Genomic DNA, 26,498 nt, shown 5'->3' on the forward strand with positions numbered 1-26,498 from the left:
AGGGTTGAGCGCCTGATGCAGGCACTCCATTTGGAACAAGTCATCGACATTCTGCGCGAAGAGGGCAGGGTGCAGGGACAGGATCTGAATGACACGTTCCTTGGCAGTAACGGCGGCCCTCTGTTCGAAGCACAGGTGGACGACATTTATGATCCGATCTGGATGCGCGAGCAGATCACTCAGACCTTCGAGGCCAGCCTGACAGGCAGCGAATTGGACCGCGCCATCGTGTTCTTTGAAAGCGACCTTGGGCAAACCATTGTTTCGCTGGAAAACTCGGCGCGACAGGCATTTGCGGATGAAACCATCAAGGACATGGCGCGTGAGAACTATGTCAACGGCTCGCGCGACAGTCAATTCTATCGCCTTGTTGACGAATACATCGAAGTCAATGAACTGATCGAGAAGAACGTTCACAGCTCTCTCAGTTCGGATTACAATTTCTTTCGCGGTCTGAGCGCAGATATCGGTGCCAGTTCAGAAGACATTCTGGCGCAGCTGTTGTCGGACAAGGACAGCGTCACCGAAGAAACCAGAATCTGGATGTACTCCTTTCTGTTGGTTGCCTATCAGCCCCTGAACGAGGCACAGATGCGCGAGAACATCGCATTTTCCCGGACCGAGACCGGACGCGCCGTGAATGAAGCCTTTTTCGATGGTTTCGATCTGATGTATGACCAGATCTACTATCAACTTGGGCAGGCGGTCTCGAGGGTTCTGAGCGCGTCGGATCTTTGACCGCTTTTGATGTTGACTTTCACCGGTATTCTATGGATAAGCGCGCATCCCGGCCGGTTTCTCCGCGCCGGGTATCGTTATTATTGACCCATCGGGCTGGTCCCATGGGTCGTCACACAGCCCGAAAAGGGCGCGCTGTTCGAGGTGGCCTAGGCCGAAACACCCAGACGGGGACCACAGAACGCGGGTTAGAAAAGGAAAGACGCATGTTTGCGGTCCTCAAGACTGGCGGCAAGCAGTACAAGGTTCAGGCGGGCGATGTGCTCCGCGTTGAAAAGCTGGCTGCCGACGCAGGTGAAAAAGTTCAATTCAACGATGTTCTGATGCTGGGCGGTGACGCTCCGGTGGTTGGCGCACCTTTCGTTGAAGGCGCAGGCGTTCAGGCCGAAGTGATCGAACAGATCAAAGGTGACAAGGTCATCAAGTTCGTCAAGCGTCGTCGTAAGCACAGCTCGAAGCGCACCGTTGGCCACCGTCAGAAACTGACTCTGGTCAAGATCACCGACATCCTGTCGTCGGGCGCTGACAAGTCGGGCATCAAAGCTGCAACCGGTTCGGCACCGGCTGGCGAAGCTGCTCCGGCGGCTAAAAAGCCTGCTGCGAAGAAAGCTGAAGCCAAAGCAGAGGCACCCGCTGCTGCTGCCACTGACGATCTGACCAAGCTGAACGGTGTCGGCCCTGCCGCTGCCAAGAAGCTGGCCGAAGCCGGTATCGAGAGCTTTGCTGCTCTGGCCGCCTTGTCGGACGAGCAGATTGCTGCTATCGAAACGGTCAAAGTGAAGCCCGAATGGGTTGAGCAGGCCAAAGAGCTGGCCAAAGGCTAAGGAGAGAGAGAATGGCACATAAAAAAGCTGGCGGTTCCTCCCGTAACGGTCGCGACTCAGCTGGTCGCCGCCTTGGCGTGAAACTGTACGGTGGCCAAGCAGCCATCGCAGGCAACATCATCGTACGTCAGCGCGGCACCAAGTTCTGGCCGGGCGAAGGCGTAGGCATTGGCAAAGACCACACCATCTTTGCAACTGTTGATGGCGCCGTGAAGTTCCACAAGGGACTCAAAAACCGCACCTTTATTTCGGTCCTGCCAGTGGCGGAGGCCGCAGAGTAAGCCGAAACCCAGAAGGTTTAAGAAAAATTCATGGGGGACCGGCACAAAGTGCCGGTCCCCTTTCTCGTTTTCAGGAGCGGTCCCATGACCGAAGTGATTAAAACAGAGCTTCTTGTCTTGCGTCGGTTCCGGCGTGAAGACTCGTCGCGTATGGTTGCGCTCCTGAACGATCTGGATGTTGTGCGCTGGGTGAACAGCATTCCGTTTCCCTTTACCATTGAAGACGCGGAAAACTTCGTCACCAATCTGGCTTCACAGGTTTATGACGCGTTTGCGATTGAAAAAGATGGCCAACTGATCGGCACTGTTTCTGCAGGTGAAGAGCTCGGGTATTGGTTGGGACAGTCCTTTTGGGGTCAAGGCCTTGCGACCGAGAGCGCAAGCGCTGTTGTTCACCGTCACTTTAATGGTGATAGCAACAGCCTGAAGGCTTCTTACCATCTTGGCAACGAACGCTCTCGTTCCGTGCTGTCCAAGCTTGGCTTCGTTCCAACTTCGCAGTCCGAAACCGTTGTGCGATCGACCGGCAAAACCGTGACGCTACAATGGATGGAATTGGACAGGAACGCATGGGAGGCGAAAAAATGACAGTCGCCACCGCCAGTTTCCTGATTTTTGCTGCCAGTCAGGTTGGCACGCCAGGTCCCGCCAACATGGTATTGTTGGGCACGGGTGCGCGGTATGGGTTTCAGGCGGCGCTGCCGTTTGTGGCCGGCGTTATCCTGGGCAAGCAGTTGATCATCTGGCCGGTGGGATTTGGTCTGCTGCAACTCGCAGACCAGGCACCGATGGTCTTTACGGTGCTGAAATACGCCTCGGCGGCGTATATCTGCTGGCTTGCGTGGAAAATCGCCAACCTGCGCCTGTCGCGCAGTGAGAGCACCGGAGAAGTGCCCGGTTTTTGGGCGGGATTGATTGTTCACCCCCTTAACCCAAAGGCTTGGGCGATGATCATCGCCGGTTTTACCGGGTTCGTTGCGGCTGGCACGCCCACCTTTAACGCAACGTTCACGATCGCTCTCTGTTTATTGTTTTGCCAGGCGGTCTTACATCCGATCTGGACTTTTGCCGGAGATAGAATTGCCCACGTGGTTGAAGGTCGGCCCGTGGAAAAATATCTGATGTGGACGTTAGCCAGTCTCACTGTTGCGTCTGTACTTTTTGTGTTGTTCGGAGGAGGAACGCACTCATGAAACTTGAGACAATAATAAACCAGCCGGTCATCGAAACCGAGCGGTTCGATCTGCGCCCACTGCGCCGTTCGGATTTGGGTCTCATTGAACATTATGCAGGTGATGAGCGCGTGGCGCGCATGACCACAAGTATCGCGCATCCACTGGCGCCTGGCTCGACCGCGGCTTTCATTACCCGCTCGATGGGTGACGAACGAGACGAGGACGTCTGGGTCATGGATGCAACCAAGGATGGTGGTCCCGAGCTGATCGGCCTGATCTCGCTGAAACGGCTTGACCGGAACCAGTCCGAAGTTGGCTATTGGGTCGCGCCGATCTATTGGAACACAGGCATTGCTTCGCAGGCAGTCGAAGCGCTGGTCAATGCAAACCCGTTGGAAAATGCGACGATGTTTGCCAGCGTGTTTCAGGACAATCCGGCCTCGGCCCGGGTACTTACGCATTGCGGGTTTGAATACCTTGGGGATGCCGAAAGCTATTCGGTGGCACGCGATGCGAATGTGCCCACCTGGACGTACAGTAAAAAACTCTGACTTGTGGCCGATGGGGCCTTTGCATTAGGGGACAGTCATGAAATTTCTCGATCTTGCAAAGGTCTACATCCGGTCCGGGGCCGGCGGTGGCGGGTGCGTCAGCTTTCGGCGCGAAAAGTACATTGAATACGGCGGTCCCGATGGCGGCGACGGCGGTAAAGGCGGGTCCGTCTGGGCCGAGGTTGTGGATGGGCTGAACACCCTGATCGACTTCCGCTATCAGCAGCACTTCTTCGCCAAGAACGGCCAGCCCGGCCGTGGTCAGCAGCGGACAGGCAAGGATGGCGACGACATCATCCTGCGCGTTCCCGTTGGCACCGAGATACTGGACGAAGATGAAGAGACGGTTATCTGCGACCTGACCGAAGTTGGGCAGCGTTTCTTGTTGGCCAAAGGCGGCAATGGTGGCTTTGGCAACCTGCACTTTAAATCGGCCACCAACCAGGCTCCGCGCCGTGCAAATCCGGGGCAGGCCGGAATTGATCGTACGATCTGGCTGCGACTGAAATTGATCGCAGATGTTGGTCTGTTGGGCATGCCCAATGCGGGTAAATCGACCTTTCTGGCCGCCACATCAAACGCGCGCCCCAAGATTGCCGATTATCCGTTTACAACACTGCATCCCAATCTGGGCGTCGTGGGTGTCGACAATGTGGAATTCGTTGTCGCCGACATCCCCGGCCTGATCGAAGGCGCACACGAAGGGCGTGGAATCGGAGATCGGTTCCTTGGCCACGTCGAACGGTGCGCTGTTCTGTTACATCTGGTCGATGGTACGTCGGAAACCGTGGCCGAGGACTACCGGACCATCATTCATGAGCTCGAAGCCTATGGCGGTGAGCTGGCGGAAAAGCCACGCATTACGGTTCTCAACAAGGTCGATGCGCTGGACGAGGACGAGTTGGAGCTGAAAAAGGCCGAGTTGGAAGAGGCCGTTGGCGGCCCTGTGATGACAATGTCCGGCGTTGCGCATCTGGGCGTGACCGAGGTTTTGCGCGCCTTGCGAACCCAAATCGACGAAAACCGATTGCGGCAAAAACCCGTTGAGGAGACGAAGTCTTGGCAACCCTGACCGCAGCACGCCGATTGGTGGTCAAAATCGGGTCTGCCTTGCTGGTAGATCGCGATACGGGTTTGCTGAGATCAGACTGGTTGCATTCGCTCGCCCGAGACGTGGCGTGGCTCAAGGGGCAGGGGACTGATGTGATTCTAGTCTCGTCCGGCTCAATCGCATTGGGGCGCGGAGTTTTGGGCCTGCCAATGGCGACTTTGCCGTTGGAACAGTCTCAGGCTGCGGCAGCGGTGGGCCAGATCAGGCTGGCACGCGCCTATGAAGAGGCTCTGACGCCCCACAAGATCACCACCGCACAGGTTCTGGTGACGTTGGAAGACAGCGAAGACCGGAGGCGCTACCTGAACTCGCGCGCGACCCTGGAGACTCTGCTGAGCTTGGGTGCGGTTCCGATTGTCAACGAAAATGACACAGTGGCCACAGATGAGATCCGGTATGGCGACAATGACCGGCTTGCGGCGCAGATCGCGGTGACGGTAGGGGCCGACCAGCTGATCCTGTTGTCCGATGTGGATGGGTTCTATACTGGCAACCCCAACGAGGACAGCACTGCCAAGCGGTTCGACGTTATCGAAACCATCACGCCAGAGATCGAAGAGATGGCAGGTGACGCGGGTTCTGGCCTGTCCAAAGGCGGGATGAAGACAAAACTGCTGGCGGCCAAGATGGCAACGGCGGCAGGGTGTGACATGGCAATTACCGAAGGTTCGACTCTGAACCCTCTGAAATCGCTTGAAGATGGCGCAAACTGCACCTGGTTCACGGCAACTCTTGACCCGCATGCCGCGCGAAAGCGCTGGATTTCGGCCATGAAGCCCCGCGGTGAGATTGTGGTCGACGCAGGCGCTGCAAAGGCGTTGGGCAACGGTAAAAGTTTGCTCCCCGCTGGCATCGTTGAAGTCACTGGCGACTTCGGGCGTGGCGATCCGGTTGCCATCATGGATCCGCAGTCGCGGCGGCTCGCACAGGGCCTCAGCCGCTATACCGCGCAAGAGGCGGATGCGATCAAAGGGCGGAAATCCTCGGAAATCGAGGCGACACTGGGGTATCCAGGCCGGGCCGTGCTGATCCACCGCGATGATTTGGCGCTGTAACGGCGCGATGGTAGAACCAAAAGACCGACCGAAAGGCACCTGAGATGAAGGATTTCGACAACATTCCCGCCCTGATGGCCGATCTTGGAAAACGCGCCAAAGCGGCCTCGGCCGATCTGGCCTTTGCAAGTGCCGAACGTAAGCATGCTGCACTGATCGCCGCGGCTGACGCCGTCTGGGCCAATCGCGCGCAGATCATCGAGGCGAACAAGAAAGACCTGGAGTTCGGTCGCGAAAAAGGCCTGAGCCCTGCGATGATGGATCGCCTCATGTTGGACGAGGCGCGTGTTCAGGGCATGGTCGACGGTCTTCGCACCGTTGCAGATCAGGCCGATCCCGTCGGCGAAGTTCTATCCGAATGGGACATGGCCTCGGGCCTGAACATCCAGCGCGTGCGCACACCGCTGGGCGTCATCGGGGTGATCTATGAAAGCCGTCCCAATGTTACTGCAGATGCGGGCGCGTTGTGCTTGAAATCCGGCAATGCGGTGATCCTGCGCGGTGGCTCGGAAAGCTTCCATTCCTCAACCGCCATTCACGCCTGTCTTGTCGAAGGGCTGAAGGCCGCGAACCTGCCTGAAGACTCGATACAACTGATCCCGACGCGGGATCGCGCCGCAGTACAGGAACTGCTGACCATGACCGATTACGTGGACGTTATCGTTCCGCGTGGCGGCAAGGGGCTGGTCGGACTGGTTCAGCGCGAGGCGCGCGTGCCGGTCTTTGCGCATCTCGAGGGCATCGTGCACATCTATGTCGACAAGGCGGCCGACCCACAGAAAACGCTGGATGTCGTGCTGAATGCCAAGACAAGGCGCACGGGTATTTGCGGTGCGGCTGAATGCCTTCTGATCCATCAGGACATTGCCGAGACCCTTGGCCGGGACATCATCTCAGCCCTGCAAGCTGCTGGCGTCGAAGTTCATGCCCAAGGTCCTTTGGCCATCGAAGGCAGCGTTGAGGCAACCGATGATGACTGGGGCAAAGAGTTCCTCGACAGCATCATCGCGGCCAAACCCGTGGCGGACATTGACGCGGCCATCGCTCATATCCGGCAGTTTGGGTCGAACCACACGGACTGCATCATGACTGAGGATGCTCAAGCGGCTGCGCATTTCTTTGAGCGGCTGGACAGCGCGATCCTGATGCACAACGCTTCGACTCAATTCGCCGATGGCGGAGAGTTTGGCATGGGGGCCGAGATCGGTATTGCAACCGGCAAAATGCACGCACGCGGCCCGGTAGGGGCCGCCCAGTTGACCAGCTTCAAATATCTGGTCCGTGGCAATGGGACCGTCCGTTCCTAAAAACGGATGACAACGCGGGTTGAGGCGGTCTCCGCCGACACCCGCCGCCCCATCGACACGGCGGTTTGTGGCAACAGCGCAAACTGCACCTGAGCCGGGGTTACTTTGTTTGGAAACTGACCCTTTGGCAGGTTCTTCCAAAGATCCATATCCAAATTTAGCTTGTCGGCAACGCCCGTTACCGTCCAACCGCCGCCGAAACTTTCGACCGTTACCTCGCCGCCCATGGGCATTGCGCTTTCACAGCACATCAGTGCCAAAAAGGCGAGTTTCACCTGATTGCGCGGAACCGCCTCGGTCAGATGCCAGTTGACGCGGACACGGCCGGCGCGTTCGATGTCCTTCAGAAGCTCCGAGACCTCGGCGCGGCCCAGGGGCTGATCACTGGCCGAACCAAAAGCGACGCGAAAGAACCTAATTCTTGCCCCGGCACTGCCAACACTGCCCGTAATCAGCTCCATCTCAGGCCCCTGAACAGAACCAACCATCTCAAGCAGCTCGAGACCATTGGTGATTGCTCCAATGGGACTGATCAAATCGTGGCAAATCCGGGAGCCGATCAATTCGGCCAGATTGACGTTGGTGTCGCCCATGCATACTTCTCCTGCTGTATCTGCCGCCGGACCGGAGCCCGTTCATGACAGACCTCAATGCCATTCTTGCACCGGGCATGTATGTCCGCCACCCCGATTTCCCCGATTGGGGTGTTGGTCAGGTACAGTCCAACATTGGGGGCAAAGTCACCGTGAACTTCCGCGAGCAGGGGAAAGTTGTGATTGACGGAACCCGCATCGCCCTGATGCCGGTCTTTGATCCGTGAAACTGGTTTAGGAATGGTTAACGCCCGGCACCAGCCGTGCCGGTTGCCATTCGCCCAAAAACTGCGGTATCAGCGCCTAAACAATAACGGAAACCCCGATGCCGGATGCAGGCCCTTCTTTCACCATCAAACTTGCCGAGTCCGAGGCAGAACTGCGCGCGGCGCAAAGGTTGCGTTACGACGTATTCGTCCGCGAATTGGGCGGCGGCGGTGAGATGGTGGACCACGAAGCAGGCCTAGAGCAGGACCGGTTTGATTCCTACTTTGACCACATGCTGGCCTATGACGACGCCACAGGCGAAGTTATCGGTGTTTACAGGCTGTTACCGGGCGAACGTGCACTGGAATTGGGACAGTTCTATTCCGAAGACGAATACGATCTGACCGTATTGAAGCAGAGCGACCGCAAGCTGCTGGAGCTTGGCCGGTCCTGCCTGCATCCTGACTATCGGGGCGGCACGGCGATGTACCATCTGTGGAACGGCCTAGCCGGATATGTGACCGAGCGCGAAATCGAGGTACTGTTTGGTGTCGCCAGTTTCCACGGCATCGACGTTCAAAAACTCGCGCAGCCCTTGTCGATGTTGCACCACAACCATCTGGCCCCACCGGACCTGCGGGTCAGAGCTCAGCCGGACGTGTTTCAATCCATGGACCTCGTCGCGCCAGATGCTCTGGATCGGCGCGCTGCGATGGTGCAGGTACCCGCACTGATCAAGGCATACCTACGCCTCGGCGGTTTTGTGGGTGAGGGGGCCTTCATCGACCACGCCTTCAACACGACGGATGTCTGCCTGATCCTTGACACGGCGCGTATGAATGAACGCCAGCGACGTATCTATGGCGGAGCCTGAGCCGGTGTCCGATCCGCTTTGGAATAGTGAGGATGCGCCTGCCCCAGTCGAACTGGGGTTGGTCGGCTGGACGCTAGTGGTCCTGCGAGGAGTACCGCTGGCGCTGCTTGTCTTCGGCGGACTGATCCTTCTGTTAGCAGTGCGCCTGATCGAACGCCCCTTGTACGGGGTACGCCGCCCGATCACCCCGTTTATCGCGCAATTCGTCTGTCGCAATGCGCTGCGTCTACTGGGCATAGGATTTCGCAGTTCCGGAGAACTGATGAAAGAGCGCGGGGCCGTGGTCGCAAACCACACCTCGTGGCTGGACATTTTTGCACTAAATGCCCGCAAACGCGTTTATTTCGTCTCAAAAGCCGAAGTTGCCAAATGGCCCGGAATTGGTTGGTTGGCACGTTCTACGGGCACCGTTTTTATCGAGCGCGACCGCAAGAAGGCCCGCGAACAGACCCTGATCTTCGAAGAACGCCTAAAAGCTGGCCACAAGCTGTTGTTTTTCCCCGAAGGAACCTCGACCGACGGACTGCGCGTTTTGCCATTCAAAACAACACTCTTCGCGGCGTTCTTTTCAGAGGAACTTCGGGAATTTATGTATGTTCAACCCGTTTCGGTGGTGTTTCACGCGCCTGTCGGACAACCGGACCGGTTCTATGGCTGGTGGGGCGATATGGATTTCGCGCCGCATCTCCTCAAAACACTGAGCGCCCGCAAGCAGGGCAGTGTCGAGTTGATCTACCATGCGCCCGCCAAGGTCAGCGACTTCACCGACCGCAAAGCGCTCGCCGCACATTGCGAAGAGGCCGTGCGCCATGCGCATGCTTTGGCGCGGCTTGAAAAATAAGGGCGATTGGCCCTTGCGCTGCCCGAATTCCTGCCGTATACGCGCGCCATTCAAACCCGCAGGCGGGGTTTGGCCTTTTTGAGGGAGACATCCTCATCAAGACCGCCGGTTGGAGCATCCGCTTCTTTCACCCCCGCCCAGGCGTAAACCGGAAAAGGAAAATAGCATGGCTCTTCCCGAGTTCACCATGCGTCAGCTGCTGGAAGCTGGCGTTCACTTTGGTCACCAGACACAGCGTTGGAATCCCCGCATGGGCCCGTTCATCTACGGCTCGCGCAATGGCATCCACATCATGGACCTGACCCAGACCGTTCCGATGCTGGACCAGGCGCTGCAGGCTGTTCGTGATACCGTCGCAAAAGGTGGCCGCGTTCTGTTCGTTGGCACCAAGCGTCAGGCTGCTGGCCCGATCGCCGAAGCTGCTGAAAAGTCGGCTCAGTACTACATGAACCACCGCTGGCTGGGCGGCACTCTGACCAACTGGAAAACCGTTTCCCAGTCGATCAACCGTCTGAACCAGATTGACGAAGCGATGGAATCGGGCGCAGAAGGCCTGACCAAGAAAGAGCGTCTGGGCATGGAACGTGACCAGGCCAAGCTGCAGGCTTCGCTGGGCGGTATCCGTGAGATGGGCGGCGTTCCGGACCTGCTGTTCGTCATCGACGTCAAAAAAGAAGCACTGGCCATCGCAGAAGCCAACAAGCTGGGTATTCCGGTTGTGGCTGTTGTCGACACCAACTGCTCGCCCGACGGCGTTGACTACATCATCCCCGGCAACGACGACGCGGCCCGTGCGATCTCGCTGTACTGCGACCTGGCCGCTCGCGCGGCTCTGGACGGCATGACCGCTCAGATGGGTGCGGCTGGCGTTGACATCGGTGCCTTCGAAGAAGCTCCGGCCGAGGAAGCCGTTGCTGAAGAAGCACCCGCCGAAGCAGAAGCACCTGCAGAAGCGTAAGCTGCCCGTCACGTAAATGACATATGGGGCAGGGTATGACCTGCCCCAATTCCGTTTGAATTGAGGAGAGCCAAAAGATGGCAATCACAGCAGCAATGGTTAAAGAACTGCGCGACTCGACCGGCGCAGGCATGATGGACGCAAAAAAGGCGCTGACTGAAACCGGCGGCAACATGGACGAAGCCGTTGACTGGCTGCGCACCAAGGGTCTGGCCAAAGCGGCCAAGAAATCGGGTCGTACCGCAGCAGAAGGCCTGGTTGCAGTGCACGTCGACGGTGGCAGCGGTGTCGCGGTCGAAGTGAACTCGGAAACCGACTTCGTCGCGAAAAACGCCGATTTCCAGGAAATGGTTGGCAAGATCGCATACGCAGCTGAAGGCGTCGACAATGTCGAAGCACTGCTGGCTGCTGATCTGGGCGGTAAATCCGTTGCTGACACGCTGACCGACAAGATCGCTACCATCGGCGAGAACATGTCAGTGCGCCGCATGGCCAAACTGTCGGGCGACACGGTTGTGTCCTACGTCCACAACGCAGCCACCCACGGCATGGGCAAAATCGGCGTTCTGGTTGCTATGACCGGCGGTGACGAAGCAATCGGCAAGCAGGTTGCAATGCACATCGCGGCCGTGAACCCGGCAGCTCTGTCCGAGGCAGACATGGATCCGGCAGTGGTCGAGAAGGAAAAGCAGGTCCAGATGGACATCGCCCGTGAATCCGGCAAGCCGGAACAGGTGATCGAGAAGATGATCGAAGGCCGTATGAAGAAGTTCGTGGCTGAATCGACTCTGCTGAACCAGTCCTTCGTTGTGAACCCTGACCTGACCGTTGAAGCAGCGGCCAAAGAAGCAGGCGCAACCATCACCGGTTTCGTACGTCTGGAAGTTGGCGAAGGCATCGTGGTCGAAAAAGAAGACTTCGCAGCCGAAGTTGCCAAAGCCGCACAAGGCTAAGACAGGAGAGGCCTCGAAAGGGGCCTTTACCCTGAAAAGAAATTAACCGGTTACGCTATGCGTAGCCGGTTTTTTTTCGCTGGTTCGCGCACCGAACTCACATGATTATTGAAGGAATGAGGGGCCCCGCAGATGGGGATGGTCGAGGCCCCCCAAAATTCCAACTAAGAGACGCGTACAAATAGGCGCCCTTGTGTCAGAGTGATCGGAGAGCTTTGTTAATGCAAAGATCCAACCAAAACGTTCCCAGGCTAAAGCCACCACTCACGGAACGCTATCACTTTGCAACTAGGGCTCAGATTTGGGAAGTCATGTTTTCCTTACCCAACGTAAATTGACGCAAATCAGCGTCAAAAATGACACGTCATGCTTCCATTTTGAACATCTGATTTTGCAGCGAAGCCTTCAGTACAGCTTGCGCCGTGGTCTCAACCGAAAGAGATTCGCGCGCGAGCCTGAGATGCTTTTCTACCGTTGCCGCGGTCAGCCCCATGAGCAGGGCGATATCCTGCGTTGTCTTTCCGTCACCGACCCACTCCAACGCCTCACGCTGGCGCTTTGTCAGGGCTCGGTTTGGGGCATTGTAGGGCAGGGTGAGGATCTTGAGGTGCGCGACATTGTTCATCAACAGGATGTCATCGCCATGTTCCGCCCAGATCGCGTCGACGTCACTCTGACTGACCGACCCACCAGCGGAAAGTGAAATTGCCCCTTTGGACCGCATCGACACAGACGTAAAGCTGATGGTGTATCCGGCCACCACACCTTTTGATCGGTTGAACTCATAGACCTGACGTTCTTCGGCGGTCATCGTGCCGTCAGAACTCATGTCCTGGATCAGTTTCCAGCTGGCTGCACCTTCGTTGTTCAACGCCCATTTCAACATCGGAGCGTGGAAGTACAGTCCGTCCCGCACGAAACCATCAATGTAGTCATTCCCGTGGTTGGTCAGGATGGTGAAGTCTTCGGGGTCACCCAGCGAGGTTTCGGTTCTGTAACGCGTGTAACCATACAGCAGTCGGTCGAAACCGAACTCTGCCATCTGGCGGCAATGAGCGTCCCAAAGCTCTTCCAGCGTTTTGACGTAGCTGAGAAAATTAAGGTATTCGCCCAGCTTCATGCGGCCCCCTCATTCTTGAGATGAGCCGACAGCGCGTCCAGCGCCATAACGTAGCCTTGAAGGCCAAATCCACAAATCTGGCCCAGTGCAACCGTCGCGATATAGGAAGTGTGTCGAAAGGGCTCGCGGGCATGAATATTGGACAAATGAACTTCCACCACCGGCAACTCGACCGAGGAAATCGCATCCATCAGTGCGATCGACGTGTGGGTGTAAGCTCCTGCGTTCAGAACGATCCCATCCTGCGTACCTTTGGCCGCATGGATGGCATCAATCAACGCACCTTCGTGGTTTGATTGCACATGTGAAACGTCCAACCCAACGGACGCACCATGGTTTACGCAAGCTTCTTCGACCATTTTCAAAGTCGTACGACCATAAACCTCGGGTTGCCGAGTACCCAGTAGGTTCAGGTTTGGACCGTTCAAAATCAGAACTTTATACATTATTTCACAATCCCCATTTATTGGTTCATAAACGTGAAAAGGTATGGATGTCCACCAGCCTGCGCACTCATCGGGCGAGTGTCGCCAATCGAACACCATCATCCCTAGATAATGAACCTCGGCTGCTGTCAGGTTTCGGGTATCGTAACCACAACTTTTCCGAGAACAGACCTCTCACTCAGCAAGGTCAGAGCGTCGCTCGCGTTTTCCAACGGAAATCGGGCGCTGATTTGCGGCTTTATCTGAGCTTTTGCATATAAATCGAACAGCTCACTGATATTTTCCGCGTGGCCCCTTGGGTCCCGAAACACCGAAGCCCCCCAGAACACGCCAACAATTTGGCAGCCTTTCAACAACGGCAGATTGAGCGGGATTTTGGGAATGCCACCCGGAAAACCTACAACAAGAAACCTTCCATTCCACGCCATACTACGCAGTGCGGGCTCAGCATAGTCGCCGCCAACAGCGTCATAGACGACATCAACTCCATTTGAGCCAGCTAACGCTTTGATGTCAGAAGAAAATGCCTTTTGCGCGTCACGATCCATCTGGCGTGAATAGACGATGGTCTCATCCGCACCGATTTGACGGCAGAAATCCGCCTTTTCCGGCGAAGATACCGCGGCGATCACCCGGGCGCCCATTGCCTTGCCTAACTCAATGGCAGCGCTTCCGACGCCTCCCGCCGCACCTAAGACCAAAAGGGTTTCCCCGGGCTTCAACGCCGCGCGATCCTTCAACGCGTGATACGAGGTTCCGTAGGTGAAAATGAAACAGGCCGCGTCTTCGAAAGGCATCGTATCGGGAAACTTGACGGCCGTTGCAACCTTGACGGTCAGATGCGTTGCAAAACCGCCGTGTCCAGTCAGCGCCGAAACCCGGTCGCCTACATCAAATCCGCTGACGCCCTCGCCAACTGCTAATACTTCACCGGCGATTTCACCTCCGGGGGCGAATGGTCTTGGTGGCTTGATCTGATACAGGTCCTGGATCATCAGCGTATCGGGAAAATTGACCCCGGCGGCTTTGACTCCGACCAGCAATTCTCCTTTGCCCGGCACCGGATCGGGTAGAGTCGTAAGTTCCAAAGTTTCCGGCCCGCCCGGAGCGACGCTGAGTAAAGCTTGCATATCGGCCATGTTGTCCTTGTTATTCGGTTAGGAGGAACTTTGGCGCAGCGGCGGACGTTGTCAACAATTCGGCGAGGCGCAATCCTCGTCCGCGACCATCGCCCGCGCCACTAATCACAATCGAGGAGCAGACAATGACCCCTGAAGCCCTATTTTCACTGGAGGGAAAAACCGCACTGGTAACCGGTGGTGCGACCGGAATTGGCCGGATGGCAGCCGAGGCGCTGGTCAGGGCAGGGGCACGCGTATTAATCGCATCGCGCAAGGGTGATGCCTGTGAGGCCGTCGCCGCCGAGTTGAATGCCCTAGGCGCCCCTGGCAGCGCAGAAGGGTTCAGCGGTGATGTCGGCACCGAAGACGGTGTTCAGGCGATGGTTGACGAGGTCAGGAGGCGCACGGATCAGCTTGATATATTGATGAATAATGCCGGGATATCCTGGGGCGCGCCGATGGGGCAGTTTCCGTATCACGCGTGGGACAAGGTCATGTCTATCAATGTCGCCGGGTTGTTTGAACTGACCCAAAGACTGCTGCCTATGCTGATGAAGTCCGGAACCCCCGATGACCCGGCACGCGTCGTCAATGTGGGTTCGGTTATGGGCGAAGTTCCCATGGGTGATGGCGCCTACAGTTATTCTGCATCGAAAGCCGCCGTGCTGCACCTGACCAAAATTCTGGCCAAGGAGCTTTCCCCGTATCACGTCACAGTCAACGCCCTAGCACCCGGACCTTTTGTGTCGCGCATGACGGCCTTCGCAACGGCCGACGAAGGCACCCGCGACAAGGTTGGCAAATCGGTGCCGATGGGACGCGTCGGACGCGACGAGGATATCGCCGGGTGCGTGCTGTTTCTGTGTGGACGTGGCGGCAGCTACGTTACCGGGGCCGTCATCCCTGTCTCTGGTGGCATCAACGTTGTAACGGCCGGCAATATCTTTGCCGAGGCGCTGTAAGAAATGGGTCATAGGTTTTTGAAATGACATATAAAGCCCAACTCGACCTGCTAAACCTCGATACCTATATGAGCGCAAATCTAGACGGCTACCGAGGACCGCTAGAGGCGACGAAGTTCGCAATAGGCCAGTCCAACCCGACGTTCGAGCTGCGCACGCCATCAAAAACATATGTGCTGCGTCGCAAGCCGCCCGGCGTTTTGTTGAAATCGGCCCATGCGGTGGAACGGGAGTTTCAGGTCCAAAAGGCATTGGCCGAAAGTGCGGTGCCAGTTCCTCGCATGATGCTGTTGTGCGAGGACGACGACGTTATCGGATCCGCTTTCTACATCATGGAACGATTGCAGGGGCGCGTGTTTTTGGAACCCACCATGGATGGGACCGACAACGAAACCCGCTCGGGCGTGTTCGACGAAATGAACCGCGTGTTGGCCGATCTGCACGAGGTCGACGTCGATGCGGTCGGGTTGTCTGACTATGGCCCACCGGGAAACTACTTTGAACGTCAGATTGCACGGTGGACCAAGCAGTATCGAGCCTCAGAAACAACGACGATTGCCGAAATGGACACTCTGATTTCCGCGCTTCAATCGTCGATCCCAAAGGACGACGGGCAACGAACACTGGTGCATGGCGATTACCGCATCGACAATTTGATGTTCCAGCAAAATGGTACACGTTGCGTCGGCGTTCTGGACTGGGAGCTGTCCACCATCGGACACCCCTATGCGGATCTGGCCGCGGTCATCATGCAATGGCAGCTGCCACCCGGCAAGGAAGGGCGAGGACTGGCCGGCGTTGACCGCAAGGCATTGGGATTGCCATCTGATCAGGAGTTTATCGAACGCTATTGTCAGCGCCGGAATCTGCCAGGGATCGAGAGTTTCGGTTTTTACCTGGCCTTCAATTTCTTCCGAATGGCAGGAATTCTGCAGGGTGTCTACAAACGCGCACTGGATGGAAATGCGTCAGACCCCAAGCGCGCGCAGGTGTTCGGCGCCTACGTCCCGGTGTTCGCGAAACACGGCCTTGCTGCGCTTGAGCAATAGGTCAGGCGGCTTTCAATGTTCAGACTGAGAAAGCTCCAACTCAAGATTACCCAGGCTGTTTTTGCCGAAAAACATCTCGGACCCAGCAAACATCGTGGGTACCCCGAATACCCCGCGCCTTACAGCGGCTTTGGATTGTTCTTTTAGCCGCTGCTTCACGTCCGCGCCGGTCATTGCCTCACGCAGTTTTCGCACAGGAAGTCCATGTTCCTGTATAATGTCCATCAGAACACTTAGTTCATCGACTTTCTGTCCATGCACCCAAATCGCATCAAAAACAGCTTCTATATAGTTATTTTCCCATGACTTTCCTGACGCAAAAATAGCGCCCCGCATTGCGAATTTCGTATTGATCGGGAAATGCGGGCTCATGTGAAAACTCAGACCGCGCCTCCGGGCAAAACGATGAAGGTCATGGGTCAGATATGCTGACTTCTGGCGGTTTTCTGAGAAAGCCTGAAACGGACTTTGATTGTTCGTCGCCTTGAACACTATGGATAGTAACACAGGCACATAGTTCAACTGAACACCGTCACGTTCGGCTAACTCGGGCAAAACCTTATGCGCCAGAAAGGCATTGGGGCTGCAGAAATCGAAAATGAAATCTATTGACTGCGTCATGGTCTAACTCCGATACGGCGATCAATGAACTGCACTCTGCGACACAAGGCGAATCTGTAACGCATTCAGTGTAACAGGTGGAATGAAAGACACGCAGCGTTGCAGTGAACCCAACAGCGAAAAAACGCGAATTCCCCTGTCAATTCAGTGCGCCACCCGTCAAGATCAGTCTCACGACCCAAGGAGACCTGACATCCATGTGCAGCCAGTTGGCCCTTGATCCAACCCGCCTGAACAGCATCCGCGACTGGATGCAGCGATATGTCGATCAACGGAAATACGCGGGCAGTTCGCTGTTGCTGAGACATCAAGGTTCCGAGGTGTTTTTTCATGAGTGTGGCGTCAGAAGTGTCGAAAAGGGGCTGCCATTTCAAAGGGACACGATTGCCCGCATCTATTCGATGACCAAGCCCATCACCTCGGTTGCCATTATGATGCTGGCCGAGCGTGGCCTGTTTCACCTCGACGCTCAAATATCTGATTTCATTCCCGAGTTTGGGTCGATGAAGGCCTTGGTCCTGGGCGCGGAACGTCTGGACCAGACCGAGGATGCCCCGACGCCAACGCTGCACCAATTGCTGACTCATACAGGGGGGTTCAGCTATCCGTTCAATCCGGGCGTTCTGCCGTCGGCGATGGATGCAAAAGACCTTATCTTTGGTCCGGATCAAGGTCCTCTGAAAGACCGGATCAGTGTGCTGGCTGAATTGCCGCTGGCGTTTCAGCCCGGAACCCGCTGGGAATACTCGGTTTCCACGGATGTGCTGGGCCGTGTGGTCGAGGTGGTTTCAGGAAAGTCACTCGATCAGTTCTTTGCTCAAGAGATTTTTGAGCCGCTCGGAATGGTCGAAACCGGGTTTTCTGTACCCAAAGGGGCAGGGGATCGGTTTGCCTCCCTGTATACGCCACTGGCCGGGGATGCCATGGCGCTGAACTCGGCCGAAACCGGCGAGGATACCCTGCGACTAACGGATCAAGCGGGTGACTCTCCTTTTGAAAACGCCACAACGTTTTCTGGTGGCGGAGGTTTGGTCAGTACGATTGACGACTATTCGAAGTTTGTCGAAATGATGCGGAACCGAGGGCAGGGTAACGGGAACCGGCTATTGGGTCCCAAGACCGTAGACTTCATGCTGCATAATCATTTGCCCGGCGACATCGCCTCGATGGGCCCGCAAAGCTTCGCCGAACAGCCGATGGAAGGCATGGGTTTCAGCCTGGCCGGCTCGGTGGTCGTGAACCCGGGCCGCACCCGAACACCCGGTTCGTTGGGCGATTTCAGTTGGGGCGGCATGGCGTCGACGTTCTTTTGGATTGATCGCTGCAACGATTTGAGCGCGGTGTTTTTCACCCAATTGTCCCCGTCCAGTTCATACCCGTCACGTGCAGAACTAAAAGCACTCGTCTTGGCTGCCTTGATTGAATGATCCATGTGGCACTGATACGCCTAGCCTGAATAACCGGAGCGACAATCATGACCGAAGCAGAACGTGTCCTTCTTGACCTTTTGAACCTCGAAAGGCTTGAAGTTGATTTGTTTCGGGGCACAGGATCAGGTGGAGAAACACCGACCCGGATATTTGGCGGACAAGTCGTCTCACAAGCGTTGGCGGCGGCGTACAGAACCGTAGAAGATCGGCTGTGTCATTCTCTGCACGCCTACTTTATTCGCCCCGGTGATCCGTCTATTCCTGTTATTTATCAAGTTGATAGAGCCCGAGATGGAGGTTCCTTCACCACGCGACGCGTGGTCGCGATTCAGCACGGCAAGCAAATCCTGAACATGTCGGCCTCGTTTCACATTCTCGATGAGGGATGGGATCACCACCACCAGATGCCTCAAACGGGATCACCCGAAAGCTATCCGTCGCGCACCGAACTGCGCCAGAAATACCTGCATCTGGTACCCGAGAAACTGCGCGGAGAGCTGACCCGAGAGCGTCCGATCGAAGTCCGCGAAGCCAGTCACCTGGACCCGTTTACGCCGGAGAAATCGGATGACCGAAACCAGGTCTGGTTCCGTATGCCTGGCGCTGCAGGCGTTGATGCAGCCACTCAGCAGCTACTGCTGACCTACGCTTCGGACATGTATCTCATGGGTTCTGGTATGCGCCCACACGGGCTGAGCTGGTTTACCGGCGAAGTCAATGCCGCCAGCCTGGATCACGCGATGTGGTTTCACGCTCCGATCCACTTCGAGAATTGGCATCTATATTCTATGGATTCACCTTGGACCGGGCGAGGGCGCAACTTTAACAGAGGGTCCATTTACGCTCAGGACGGCACGCTAGTGGCATCGGTCACTCAGGAAGGTCTGATGCGCAAGGCGCAGAAAAAGCCTTAGCCGCCTTCGGTAAACTGTTGATTTAGCTTACGCATTCCGCCCAGCCAGCGATCATAATCCCCGGTTTTGTGCCTCATATAGTCCAACACCTGCGGATGTGGCAGCACCAGAAACTGTTCTGCCTCAATCGCTTCAACACAGGCTTGGGCAACGTCCTCGGGTTCCAGCATTCCGTCGATAGACGCGACCGAGTCCTCAAAGCCGCGCGTCATTTCAGATCGAACCGCTTGTGGACACAGAACGGACACGCGCAGGCCTTTATGGCCATACGTCAGAGACAGCCATTCAGCGAAACCAACGGCAGCGTGCTTTGAAACCCCGTATGGCGCAGCGCCGGGTTGGTTCAGCAATCCAGCCGCCGAGGCCGTGGTCATGATGTAACCGCCGCCGCGAGCAATCATACGTGGAACCAGGTGCCGCGCTGTCCAGACATGGGACATGACATTGATCTTCCAGATCCGATCCCAATCTTCATCCGGCACGTCGAGACCACCGAGTGTAAGAATACCAGCATTTGCGCAAAACAGATCAACCGGGCCGATCTTATCTTCGACGTGATCAATCAGCGCTTTGATGCTGCTTTCGTCAGAAACGTCGCAAGAAACTGCGTGACCGCCGATTTCCTGGGCCACAGATATCGCAGCATCCGCTTCGATATCTGCGCATACGACAGTAGCACCTTCATGCGCGAACCGGGTTGCAAGGCCTTTGCCAATGCCGTTGGCTGCGCCGGTTACGACCACTGTCTTACCATTCAACTTCATCCAAAACTCCATTCAGGCGTTTAGGAAAGTATCGTAAGGCACTGGCGATTAGAGAAAAGCCCTAATCGCACAGCTATTTTTTACATAATACCGATTACACGATATCTGAAATATCCTAGTAGAAGGCCTGCAGCCCGGTCTGCGCCCGCCCCAGGATCAGCGCGTGAACGTCGTGTGTGCCTTCATACGTGTTCACGGTTTCCAGATTGACCATATGGCGGATCACTTGGAACTCCAGAGAGATACCGTTGCCGCCGTGCATATCACGCGCCATCCGAGCGATGTCCAATGCCTTGCCGCAGTTGTTGCGCTTGACGATTGAGATCATTTCGGGCGCGGCTTCGGCTTCATCCATCAGACGACCAACACGAAGGCTGGCTTGAAGACCCAGCGCGATCTCAGTCTGCATGTCTGCCAGTTTGCGCTGGAATAGTTGTGTCTGTGCCAAGGGCTTGTTGAACTGTTTGCGATCCAGCCCGTACTGGCGAGCGCCATGCCAGCAGGATTCGGCGGCGCCCATGACGCCCCAGCTGATGCCATAACGCGCACGGTTAAGGCATCCGAAAGGACCTTTGAGGCCCTGCACGTGAGGCAGCAACGCACCCTCGTCCACTTCGACGCCGTCCAACACAATCTCACCGGTGATCGACGCACGCAGGCTCATTTTATTCTGAATCTTTGGCGCGCTCAGACCCTTGAGGCCTTTTTCAAGAACAAAGCCGCGGATCTTGCCGTCATGGGCATCAGATTTGGCCCAGACAATAAATACGTCCGCAATTGGCGAGTTCGAGATCCACATCTTGCTGCCGGTCAGCCGGTAGCCACCGTCGATTTTCTCGGCGCGGGTTTTCATTCCGGCGGGATCGGAACCTGCGTCTGGTTCGGTCAAGCCAAAGCAGCCGACCCATTCACCACTGGCCAGTTTCGGAAGGTATTTCCGACGCTGTTCTTCGCTGCCATAGGCATAGATCGGATACATCACCAGCGAGCTTTGCACCGACATCATTGATCGATAGCCGGAGTCGACACGCTCAACCTCGCGCGCGACCAATCCGTAGGACACGTAACCTGAGCCCAGACCGCCATATTCCTCGGGGATCGTGGTGCCCAACAGGCCCATTTCGCCCATCTCGCGGAAAATTTCCGGATCGGTCTCTTCTTTCTGAAAAGCTTCCAAAACCCGGGGCTGAAGCTTTTCCTGCGCGTATGCATTTGCGCTTGCCGCAATCATACGCTCATCTTCGGTCAGCTGATCCGCAAGGCGAAACGGATCGTCCCATGTGAACGATCCCATATCAGGTGCATCTTTGGCGCGCAAAGTCGGTTTTGTGTCAGGGGCGTTCATCTTGCTTCTCCGCTTAGTCAGCTTTGCCGCAAAGTAACCCGCCAGAAACGCAAAAAACAGTCAGAGTTTCGCATCTAACCATGAGTAAACCGCATAGAACGGGGCGCGCCCTGCCCCGTTCGCTTACCCCAGCGCGTAACCGGCACCGCGGACTGTCCGAACCGGATCCTCGCCGCCGTGCTGGGTCAGAGCCTTGCGCAGGCGGCCGATGTGAACATCAACCGTTCTGGTATCGACATAGATATCCCGGCCCCAGACACGATCCAGCAATTGCTCGCGGCTCCAGACGCGTCCGGGTTTTTCCATAAACGTGCTCAGCAGGCGGAATTCGGTCGGACCCAGTTTCAAAGGCTTGCTGTTGCGACTGACCTTGTGAGTTTCCGAGTCCAGAATGATATCACCGTATTCCAACCGGATTCCAACAGTCGCCGGACGAACCCGACGCAGTTGAGTACGTACGCGCGCCATCAACTCAACGACCGAGTACGGTTTGACCACATAGTCATCGGCACCAGTTTCAAGACCGCGCACCTTGTCGACCTCTTCGGATCGTGCCGAGAGCATGATGATCGGGATCGCGCGCGTGTCAGGCCGTGTTTTCAGCCGGCGGCAGACCTCAATCCCGCTGAGGTTCGGCATCATCCAATCGAGAACGATAATGTCAGGACTATCTTCATCTACCAGCAGCAGTGCCTCTTCGCCGTTGGCCGCTTTGGAAACCCGAAAGCCTTCTGCCTCGAGGTTGTAGGCCAGCACTTCACGCTGCGCCAGTTCATCCTCGACAACCAGAACAGTTGGTTGATCCGCAGACATATCCGTAATCTCCTATGCGGATTGCGACGTGATATCGGCCTTGGGCCGCGCTTCGGTCGGGCGCTCGCCGGTGACCAGATAAACAACCTGCTCGGCTATGGCGGTGACGTGGTCGCCCATACGCTCAATGTTCTTGGCGATGAAATGCAGATGCATGCAGGACGAAATGTTCCGCGGGTCTTCGGCCATGAAGGTCAGAAATTCACGGAACAGACCATTGTACATCTGATCGACTTCCTCATCCCGGTCAATCACGTCAGCGGCCAGTTCGGCGTCCCGCTGGATGTAGGCGTCCAGAGCGTCGCGCAGCATCCGCTCGACCTCGCGCGCCATGCGGCGCAGGGCTGCAGCGCTGCCGTTAATCTCGCCTGCATTGACCAGAACCGTGGTTCGCTTGGCGATGTTTTTGGAATAGTCCCCAATGCGTTCCAGGTTTGCCGACACTTTCAGTACCGAAAGAACCAGACGCAGGTCACTCGCCGTAGGAGCACGCAGCGCAATCAGCCGGGCTGTTTCCTCGTTGATGAGGTCCTCAAGCGCGTCGATGGCCTTGTCGCCCTGACGCACCTCTTGGGCCAGTTCCTCGTCGCGGGACTCAAGCGAGCGCGCGGAATTCATGATCGCGGCTTCGACCAACCCACCCATCTTCATGATATGGGCCTGTACCGCTTCCAGGTCGCGGTCGAATGCGGATGCAATATGTTGTTCGGTCATGTTCAAATACCTGTCCTCAGCCGATACGGCCGGTAATGTAGCTTTCCGTGCGGGGATCTTCGGGGTTGGTAAAGATCTGCCCCGTTTCGCCAAACTCGACCAAGTTGCCCAAGTGGAAGAACGCCGTCTTCTGGCTGACCCGTGCGGCCTGCTGCATCGAGTGGGTCACGATCACCACCGAATAGCGTGAGCGCAGTTCGTCGATCAGTTCCTCGACCTGAGCCGTCGCAATCGGATCCAGGGCCGAGCACGGCTCGTCCATCAACAGGACCTCGGGTGCGGTTGCAATCGCCCGCGCGATGCACAGACGCTGTTGCTGACCGCCCGAAAGGCCTGTGCCCGGGGCGTCCAGACGGTCCTTGACCTCATCCCAGATGGCGCCTCGGCGCAGGGATTTTTCAACGATTTCATCCAATTCGGCTTTGTTCTTGGCAAGGCCGTGGATGCGTGGGCCATATGCGACATTGTCATAGATCGACTTGGGGAACGGGTTCGGCTTTTGGAAAACCATTCCAACCTTGGCGCGCAGCTGCACCGGGTCGACCCGCTTGTCATAGATGTCCTCGCCATCCAGCAGGATATCGCCCTTGACGCGGCAGATGTCGATCGTGTCGTTCATCCGGTTCAAGCAGCGCAGGAAAGTGGACTTGCCGCAGCCGGACGGGCCGATGAAGGCCGTTACGGTTTTGTCTTCAATCTCGACGTCCACGTCTTTGATGGCGTGCGTCTCACCGTAATAGACCTGAACCTTTTTTGCGGCAATCTTGATAGCTTTGGAGTCCACGGTTCTCTCCACTCGTGTCATATCGTTCATTATAGCCTCCACTTACCAGCGGCGTTCGAAGCGGCGGCGCAGGATGACCGCAATCGTGTTCATTGTGACAAGGAAGATCAACAGAATGATGATGCCCCCCCATGCGCGTTCGTAAAAGGCCGGATCGGCGCGCTTGGACCATTCGTAGATCTGCGCCGGCATGGCCGAGTTCGGGGACAGGAAGCCCGCGACGATCCCGTCGGGCGGGTTCGAGGCAATGAATCCAACCATCCCGATCAGCAACAGCGGAGCAGTTTCGCCCAATGCCTGCGCCAAACCAATGATGGTGCCGGTCAGGATGCCGGGTGCGGCCAGCGGTAAAACGTGGTGGAATACGGCCTGCATTTTCGAGGCCCCTACCCCAAGCGCCGCATCGCGGATCGACGGTGGGACCGCCTTAAGCGACGCGCGGGTCGAGATAATGATCGTCGGCAAGGTCATCAGCGTCAGCACCAGACCGCCCACCAGCGGTGCGGATGTCGGCAGGTGCATGTAGTTGATGAAGACGGCCAAACCCAGAATACCAAAAACAATGGATGGAACGGCAGCTAGGTTCGAGATGTTGACCTCGATGATGTCGGTCAGTCGGTTCTGCGGTGCGAATTCCTCGAGGTAAATCGAGGCTGCTACGCCAATCGGCAAGGCCAGCGCCAGCACCACAAACATCATGAACAGAGAACCCAGCATGGACACACCGATACCTGCAGCCTCGGGCCGTTGGTCAGAGGCATCAGCACCAAGGATAAAGTCGGGGTTGAACGCCTTGTACAGAACACCGGCGTTGCGCAACTGGTCAACAAAATCAAGTTGTTCGACCGAGATGCTCTTATCATTGGCAATCGAGTCGCGGGTTACGCGACCTTTCATGTATCCATCGACGCGGCTGTTGGTGAGAAAGCGGAAGCTGACCGTGTTACCGATCTCATCAGGGTTGGCGATGACGTAGTTCCGCAATTCGGCCTGTGCCGCCTTGGACAGGATCTTGCCCATGTCCTTGGCCGACAAATCGGTCTGAATACCAAGTTTTGCAACTTCGGATTCCAGCGCAGACGCGATCAGAGGCGCATAACCAAAGGTCGAAACCTTCTTGATATCCTCGATATTGCGGTTGCCCTTCTTGTCCAGCTTGTCTGCCTTCAGGTCGACATCCAGCTCAAGATAGGTTTGCTGAAAGGCCCCGGTACCGGCGGTCACGATGTTCGTCACCAGAACGACCAGCATCAGCAGCCCGATACCGATTGCGGCGATGCCGTACATCTTGAACCGGCTTTCAGCCGCATTGCGCCGCTTGGTGCGCGCGTCCTTTTCGAACAGCGAACCACCCTTGGGTTTCGCGGTCGGAGCAGCGCCAGGTGTTTGGGAAATATCGGTCATTCGTACTGCTCCCGGTATTTGCGTACGATGTAGAGGGCGAAGATATTCAGCCCCAGCGTGATGATGAACAGGGTCAAACCTAGCGCAAACGCCACCAGCGTTTCGGGGCTGGCAAAGTCGGTGTCTCCGGTCAACTGGCTGACGATCCGCGTGGTGATGGTCGTCATCGCCTCGAACGGGTTGCCCGAAAACTTGGCGATCGCACCGGCGGCCATCACAACGATCATTGTTTCACCGATGGCGCGGCTGGCGGCCAGCAGAACAGCCCCGACGATGCCCGGCAGCGCAGCGGGCAGGATCACGTTGCGCACGGTTTCCGAATGTGTTGCACCAAGGCCAAGCGAGCCGTCGCGCATGGATTGCGGTACTGCGTTGATGATGTCATCCGACAGCGACGAGACAAACGGGATCAGCATGATACCCATCACCAGCCCGGCGGTCAGAACCGCGTTGGAACTGGCCATCCAGCCCACACCCAGTGTGCCGCCCTGGCCAAACATCGAAACAAGCGCCGGACCAACGGTCAGCAAAGCGAACAGACCATAAACGATGGTCGGGATACCGGCGAGGATTTCAAGCAGAGGCTTGGCGATGGAGCGTGTCGCGCCCGAGGCATACTCAGACAGGTAAATCGCAGCAAACAGGCCAATCGGCACGGCTACCAGCAATGCGATCAGCGAAATATACAAGGTTCCCCACAACAGCGGCAGGATCGACAGCTCGCTGCCGCCGCGGAAGTTCGGGGCCCAGGTGCTGCCGAAGAAGAAATCCTTCCAAGAGTGCAGCTGGAAGAAGTTCATGGTCTCAAAAAGCATCGACAGAACGATTCCGACCGTCGTCAGGATCGCGATTGACGCGGCCAACAGTAACAGCGCCAGAACGCCCTGCTCGACCACGTTGCGGGCCCGGAATTCCTTGTGCGTGCGCACATAAGCAAAAGCCGCACCAAGCAACGCCAGAGCTAGTACGACGACTTGCATCGCGACGGTCCCGGTCGATGTCATGCTGCGGAATTTCTGCGCCGCCACCAGAATGGGCTGTGTTATGTCCTGCGTCAGAACCTGCCCTGCATCTTTCAGCGTTTTGGTCAGGATTTCGATATCAGCGCTGCCATCCTGAGCCTGAGCTTCGGTCATTGCACCACTGGCAACGGCGCCGTCCAGGCCATAGGCGACACGGCGCACCTCGCTCATGATCAGACCGCGATCAGACCCTTCGGGGATCGCTTGATCGGGAATAAGTCCGGATACCGTGCTGTTCACGATCATCGGTTGGGCAAGAAGCCAGACGATCAGCACCCCAACTGCGGGAACCAGAGCCGTCAGCGCAACGTTGTAGCCGTAGTAAGATGGCAGAGAATGCAAATCGCGGGCGTCTCCTCCCGCGCTTGCCAATGCGCGGGACCGACCCGCAAAGTATCCGATCACTGCCAGCGCAAGCAGGATAAGCAACAGCCAGGATAACGCCATGAGAACTCCGTGGGGATGGCAGAGATGGAGTCAAAAAGAACCGGGGCGCGCATAAAACGCCCCGGTTCGGTTAG

Annotated in this window: 30 protein-coding genes; 18 read left to right on the plus strand and 12 right to left on the minus strand. The window is 56.8% G+C overall.

The features are described 5' to 3' along the window. Positions 1 to 15 precede the first annotated feature (15 nt). From ACR0J0_RS05170 to ACR0J0_RS05210, 9 genes are all read left to right on the plus strand, one after another. The gene (locus ACR0J0_RS05170; protein ID WP_480661735.1) at positions 16 to 738 is read left to right on the plus strand and encodes a DUF2059 domain-containing protein; all 723 of its coding nucleotides are present in this window, start codon (positions 16 to 18) and stop codon (positions 736 to 738) included. A 206-nt stretch (positions 739 to 944) separates the two neighbouring features. Then, the gene (locus tag ACR0J0_RS05175; RefSeq protein ID WP_480661737.1) at positions 945 to 1,562 is read left to right on the plus strand and encodes a 50S ribosomal protein L21; all 618 of its coding nucleotides are present in this window, start codon (positions 945 to 947) and stop codon (positions 1,560 to 1,562) included. Between the two features lie 11 nt (positions 1,563 to 1,573). Beyond that, a complete protein-coding gene (gene rpmA / locus ACR0J0_RS05180) occupies positions 1,574 to 1,843 on the plus strand; it encodes a 50S ribosomal protein L27 (RefSeq protein WP_050602452.1) in 270 nt (89 codons plus the stop codon). 84 nt (positions 1,844 to 1,927) lie between these two features. Further along, positions 1,928 to 2,431, plus strand: coding sequence for a GNAT family N-acetyltransferase (locus ACR0J0_RS05185; RefSeq protein WP_480661739.1), 504 nt, complete (start codon positions 1,928 to 1,930; stop codon positions 2,429 to 2,431). Then, entirely contained in the window at positions 2,428 to 3,036 is a 609-nt protein-coding gene (locus ACR0J0_RS05190) for a LysE family translocator (protein ID WP_480661740.1), read from the plus strand. Before ACR0J0_RS05185 ends, ACR0J0_RS05190 begins: the two co-directional genes overlap by 4 nt. After that, positions 3,033 to 3,569, plus strand: coding sequence for a GNAT family N-acetyltransferase (locus ACR0J0_RS05195; protein ID WP_480661742.1), 537 nt, complete (start codon positions 3,033 to 3,035; stop codon positions 3,567 to 3,569). Before ACR0J0_RS05190 ends, ACR0J0_RS05195 begins: the two co-directional genes overlap by 4 nt. Before the next feature lie 37 nt (positions 3,570 to 3,606). Next, the gene (obgE, locus tag ACR0J0_RS05200; RefSeq protein WP_480661744.1) at positions 3,607 to 4,641 is read left to right on the plus strand and encodes a GTPase ObgE; all 1,035 of its coding nucleotides are present in this window, start codon (positions 3,607 to 3,609) and stop codon (positions 4,639 to 4,641) included. Then, positions 4,629 to 5,735, plus strand: coding sequence for a glutamate 5-kinase (proB, locus tag ACR0J0_RS05205; protein ID WP_480661746.1), 1,107 nt, complete (start codon positions 4,629 to 4,631; stop codon positions 5,733 to 5,735). Before obgE ends, proB begins: the two co-directional genes overlap by 13 nt. Positions 5,736 to 5,779: 44 nt before the next feature. Next, complete coding sequence (locus tag ACR0J0_RS05210; protein WP_480661748.1) at positions 5,780 to 7,042, plus strand: glutamate-5-semialdehyde dehydrogenase; 1,263 nt, start codon at positions 5,780 to 5,782, stop codon at positions 7,040 to 7,042. Here the strand turns inward: ACR0J0_RS05210 and ACR0J0_RS05215 are convergent. Further along, positions 7,039 to 7,635 carry a histidine phosphotransferase family protein gene (locus ACR0J0_RS05215; RefSeq protein WP_480661750.1) on the minus strand — a complete coding sequence of 199 codons (597 nt, stop codon included), beginning with the start codon at positions 7,633 to 7,635 and terminating at the stop codon, positions 7,039 to 7,041. The two genes, ACR0J0_RS05210 and ACR0J0_RS05215, sit on opposite strands and share 4 nt — an antisense overlap. Positions 7,636 to 7,679: 44 nt before the next feature. On the opposite strand from ACR0J0_RS05215, the gene ACR0J0_RS05220 reads away from it, so the two are divergent. From ACR0J0_RS05220 to tsf, 5 genes are all read left to right on the plus strand, one after another. After that, positions 7,680 to 7,862, plus strand: coding sequence for a DUF3553 domain-containing protein (locus ACR0J0_RS05220; RefSeq protein WP_480661752.1), 183 nt, complete (start codon positions 7,680 to 7,682; stop codon positions 7,860 to 7,862). Positions 7,863 to 7,960: 98 nt separating this feature from the next. Then, complete coding sequence (olsB, locus tag ACR0J0_RS05225; protein WP_480661754.1) at positions 7,961 to 8,716, plus strand: L-ornithine N(alpha)-acyltransferase; 756 nt, start codon at positions 7,961 to 7,963, stop codon at positions 8,714 to 8,716. Further along, a complete protein-coding gene (olsA, locus tag ACR0J0_RS05230) occupies positions 8,682 to 9,557 on the plus strand; it encodes a lyso-ornithine lipid O-acyltransferase (protein WP_480661756.1) in 876 nt (291 codons plus the stop codon). The genes olsB and olsA overlap by 35 nt, the downstream gene beginning before the upstream one ends. Positions 9,558 to 9,723: 166 nt before the next feature. Beyond that, positions 9,724 to 10,515 carry a 30S ribosomal protein S2 gene (gene rpsB, locus ACR0J0_RS05235; protein ID WP_475203200.1) on the plus strand — a complete coding sequence of 264 codons (792 nt, stop codon included), beginning with the start codon at positions 9,724 to 9,726 and terminating at the stop codon, positions 10,513 to 10,515. A 77-nt stretch (positions 10,516 to 10,592) separates the two neighbouring features. Then, positions 10,593 to 11,468, plus strand: coding sequence for a translation elongation factor Ts (tsf, locus tag ACR0J0_RS05240; RefSeq protein ID WP_480661758.1), 876 nt, complete (start codon positions 10,593 to 10,595; stop codon positions 11,466 to 11,468). Between the two features lie 364 nt (positions 11,469 to 11,832). Here the strand turns inward: tsf and ACR0J0_RS05245 are convergent, their stop codons facing one another. The 3 genes from ACR0J0_RS05245 to ACR0J0_RS05255 form a co-directional block, all read right to left on the minus strand. Next, complete coding sequence (locus ACR0J0_RS05245) at positions 11,833 to 12,588, minus strand: LuxR family transcriptional regulator (protein ID WP_480661760.1); 756 nt, start codon at positions 12,586 to 12,588, stop codon at positions 11,833 to 11,835. After that, positions 12,585 to 13,034 (minus strand): type II 3-dehydroquinate dehydratase, encoded by a 450-nt coding sequence (gene aroQ, locus ACR0J0_RS05250; RefSeq protein WP_480661762.1) that lies wholly within the window; start codon positions 13,032 to 13,034, stop codon positions 12,585 to 12,587. The genes ACR0J0_RS05245 and aroQ overlap by 4 nt, the downstream gene beginning before the upstream one ends. Before the next feature lie 128 nt (positions 13,035 to 13,162). Continuing rightward, positions 13,163 to 14,164, minus strand: a complete 1,002-nt coding sequence (locus tag ACR0J0_RS05255; RefSeq protein WP_480661933.1) for an NADPH:quinone oxidoreductase family protein — start codon at positions 14,162 to 14,164, stop codon at positions 13,163 to 13,165. A gap of 134 nt (positions 14,165 to 14,298) precedes the next feature. Between ACR0J0_RS05255 and ACR0J0_RS05260 the strand changes: the two genes are divergently transcribed. After that, complete coding sequence (locus tag ACR0J0_RS05260; protein WP_480661763.1) at positions 14,299 to 15,117, plus strand: SDR family oxidoreductase; 819 nt, start codon at positions 14,299 to 14,301, stop codon at positions 15,115 to 15,117. A gap of 23 nt (positions 15,118 to 15,140) precedes the next feature. Further along, on the plus strand, positions 15,141 to 16,166 hold the full coding sequence (locus ACR0J0_RS05265; RefSeq protein ID WP_480661765.1) for a phosphotransferase family protein: 1,026 nt from the start codon (positions 15,141 to 15,143) through the stop codon (positions 16,164 to 16,166). A gap of 12 nt (positions 16,167 to 16,178) precedes the next feature. On the opposite strand, the gene ACR0J0_RS05270 is transcribed toward ACR0J0_RS05265, so the two are convergent. Further along, positions 16,179 to 16,787 carry a DsbA family protein gene (locus ACR0J0_RS05270; protein WP_480661767.1) on the minus strand — a complete coding sequence of 203 codons (609 nt, stop codon included), beginning with the start codon at positions 16,785 to 16,787 and terminating at the stop codon, positions 16,179 to 16,181. A 197-nt stretch (positions 16,788 to 16,984) separates the two neighbouring features. On the opposite strand from ACR0J0_RS05270, the gene ACR0J0_RS05275 reads away from it, so the two are divergent. Then, positions 16,985 to 18,214: a serine hydrolase domain-containing protein gene (locus ACR0J0_RS05275; protein ID WP_480661769.1), complete on the plus strand. Its 1,230-nt coding sequence runs from the start codon at positions 16,985 to 16,987 to the stop codon at positions 18,212 to 18,214. A gap of 47 nt (positions 18,215 to 18,261) precedes the next feature. Continuing rightward, entirely contained in the window at positions 18,262 to 19,131 is an 870-nt protein-coding gene (locus tag ACR0J0_RS05280) for an acyl-CoA thioesterase (protein WP_480661771.1), read from the plus strand. Here ACR0J0_RS05280 and ACR0J0_RS05285 read toward each other — a convergent pair. From ACR0J0_RS05285 to pstC, 7 genes are all read right to left on the minus strand, one after another. Continuing rightward, positions 19,128 to 19,895, minus strand: a complete 768-nt coding sequence (locus tag ACR0J0_RS05285) for an SDR family oxidoreductase (protein ID WP_480661773.1) — start codon at positions 19,893 to 19,895, stop codon at positions 19,128 to 19,130. The genes ACR0J0_RS05280 and ACR0J0_RS05285 overlap by 4 nt on opposite strands. 115 nt (positions 19,896 to 20,010) lie before the next feature. Beyond that, positions 20,011 to 21,240, minus strand: coding sequence for an acyl-CoA dehydrogenase (locus tag ACR0J0_RS05290; protein WP_480661775.1), 1,230 nt, complete (start codon positions 21,238 to 21,240; stop codon positions 20,011 to 20,013). 123 nt (positions 21,241 to 21,363) lie between these two features. After that, positions 21,364 to 22,053: a phosphate regulon transcriptional regulator PhoB gene (gene phoB / locus ACR0J0_RS05295; RefSeq protein ID WP_480661777.1), complete on the minus strand. Its 690-nt coding sequence runs from the start codon at positions 22,051 to 22,053 to the stop codon at positions 21,364 to 21,366. 12 nt (positions 22,054 to 22,065) lie between these two features. After that, on the minus strand, positions 22,066 to 22,767 hold the full coding sequence (phoU, locus tag ACR0J0_RS05300; RefSeq protein WP_480661779.1) for a phosphate signaling complex protein PhoU: 702 nt from the start codon (positions 22,765 to 22,767) through the stop codon (positions 22,066 to 22,068). A 16-nt stretch (positions 22,768 to 22,783) separates the two neighbouring features. After that, positions 22,784 to 23,581, minus strand: coding sequence for a phosphate ABC transporter ATP-binding protein PstB (pstB, locus tag ACR0J0_RS05305; protein WP_239335200.1), 798 nt, complete (start codon positions 23,579 to 23,581; stop codon positions 22,784 to 22,786). A gap of 12 nt (positions 23,582 to 23,593) precedes the next feature. Then, complete coding sequence (gene pstA, locus ACR0J0_RS05310) at positions 23,594 to 24,955, minus strand: phosphate ABC transporter permease PstA (protein WP_480661781.1); 1,362 nt, start codon at positions 24,953 to 24,955, stop codon at positions 23,594 to 23,596. Then, positions 24,952 to 26,424 (minus strand): phosphate ABC transporter permease subunit PstC, encoded by a 1,473-nt coding sequence (gene pstC, locus ACR0J0_RS05315; protein WP_480661783.1) that lies wholly within the window; start codon positions 26,422 to 26,424, stop codon positions 24,952 to 24,954. Before pstC ends, pstA begins: the two co-directional genes overlap by 4 nt. Between the last annotated feature and the right edge of the window lie 74 nt (positions 26,425 to 26,498).

It is taken from the genome of Ruegeria sp. BF12 (assembly GCF_056538705.1).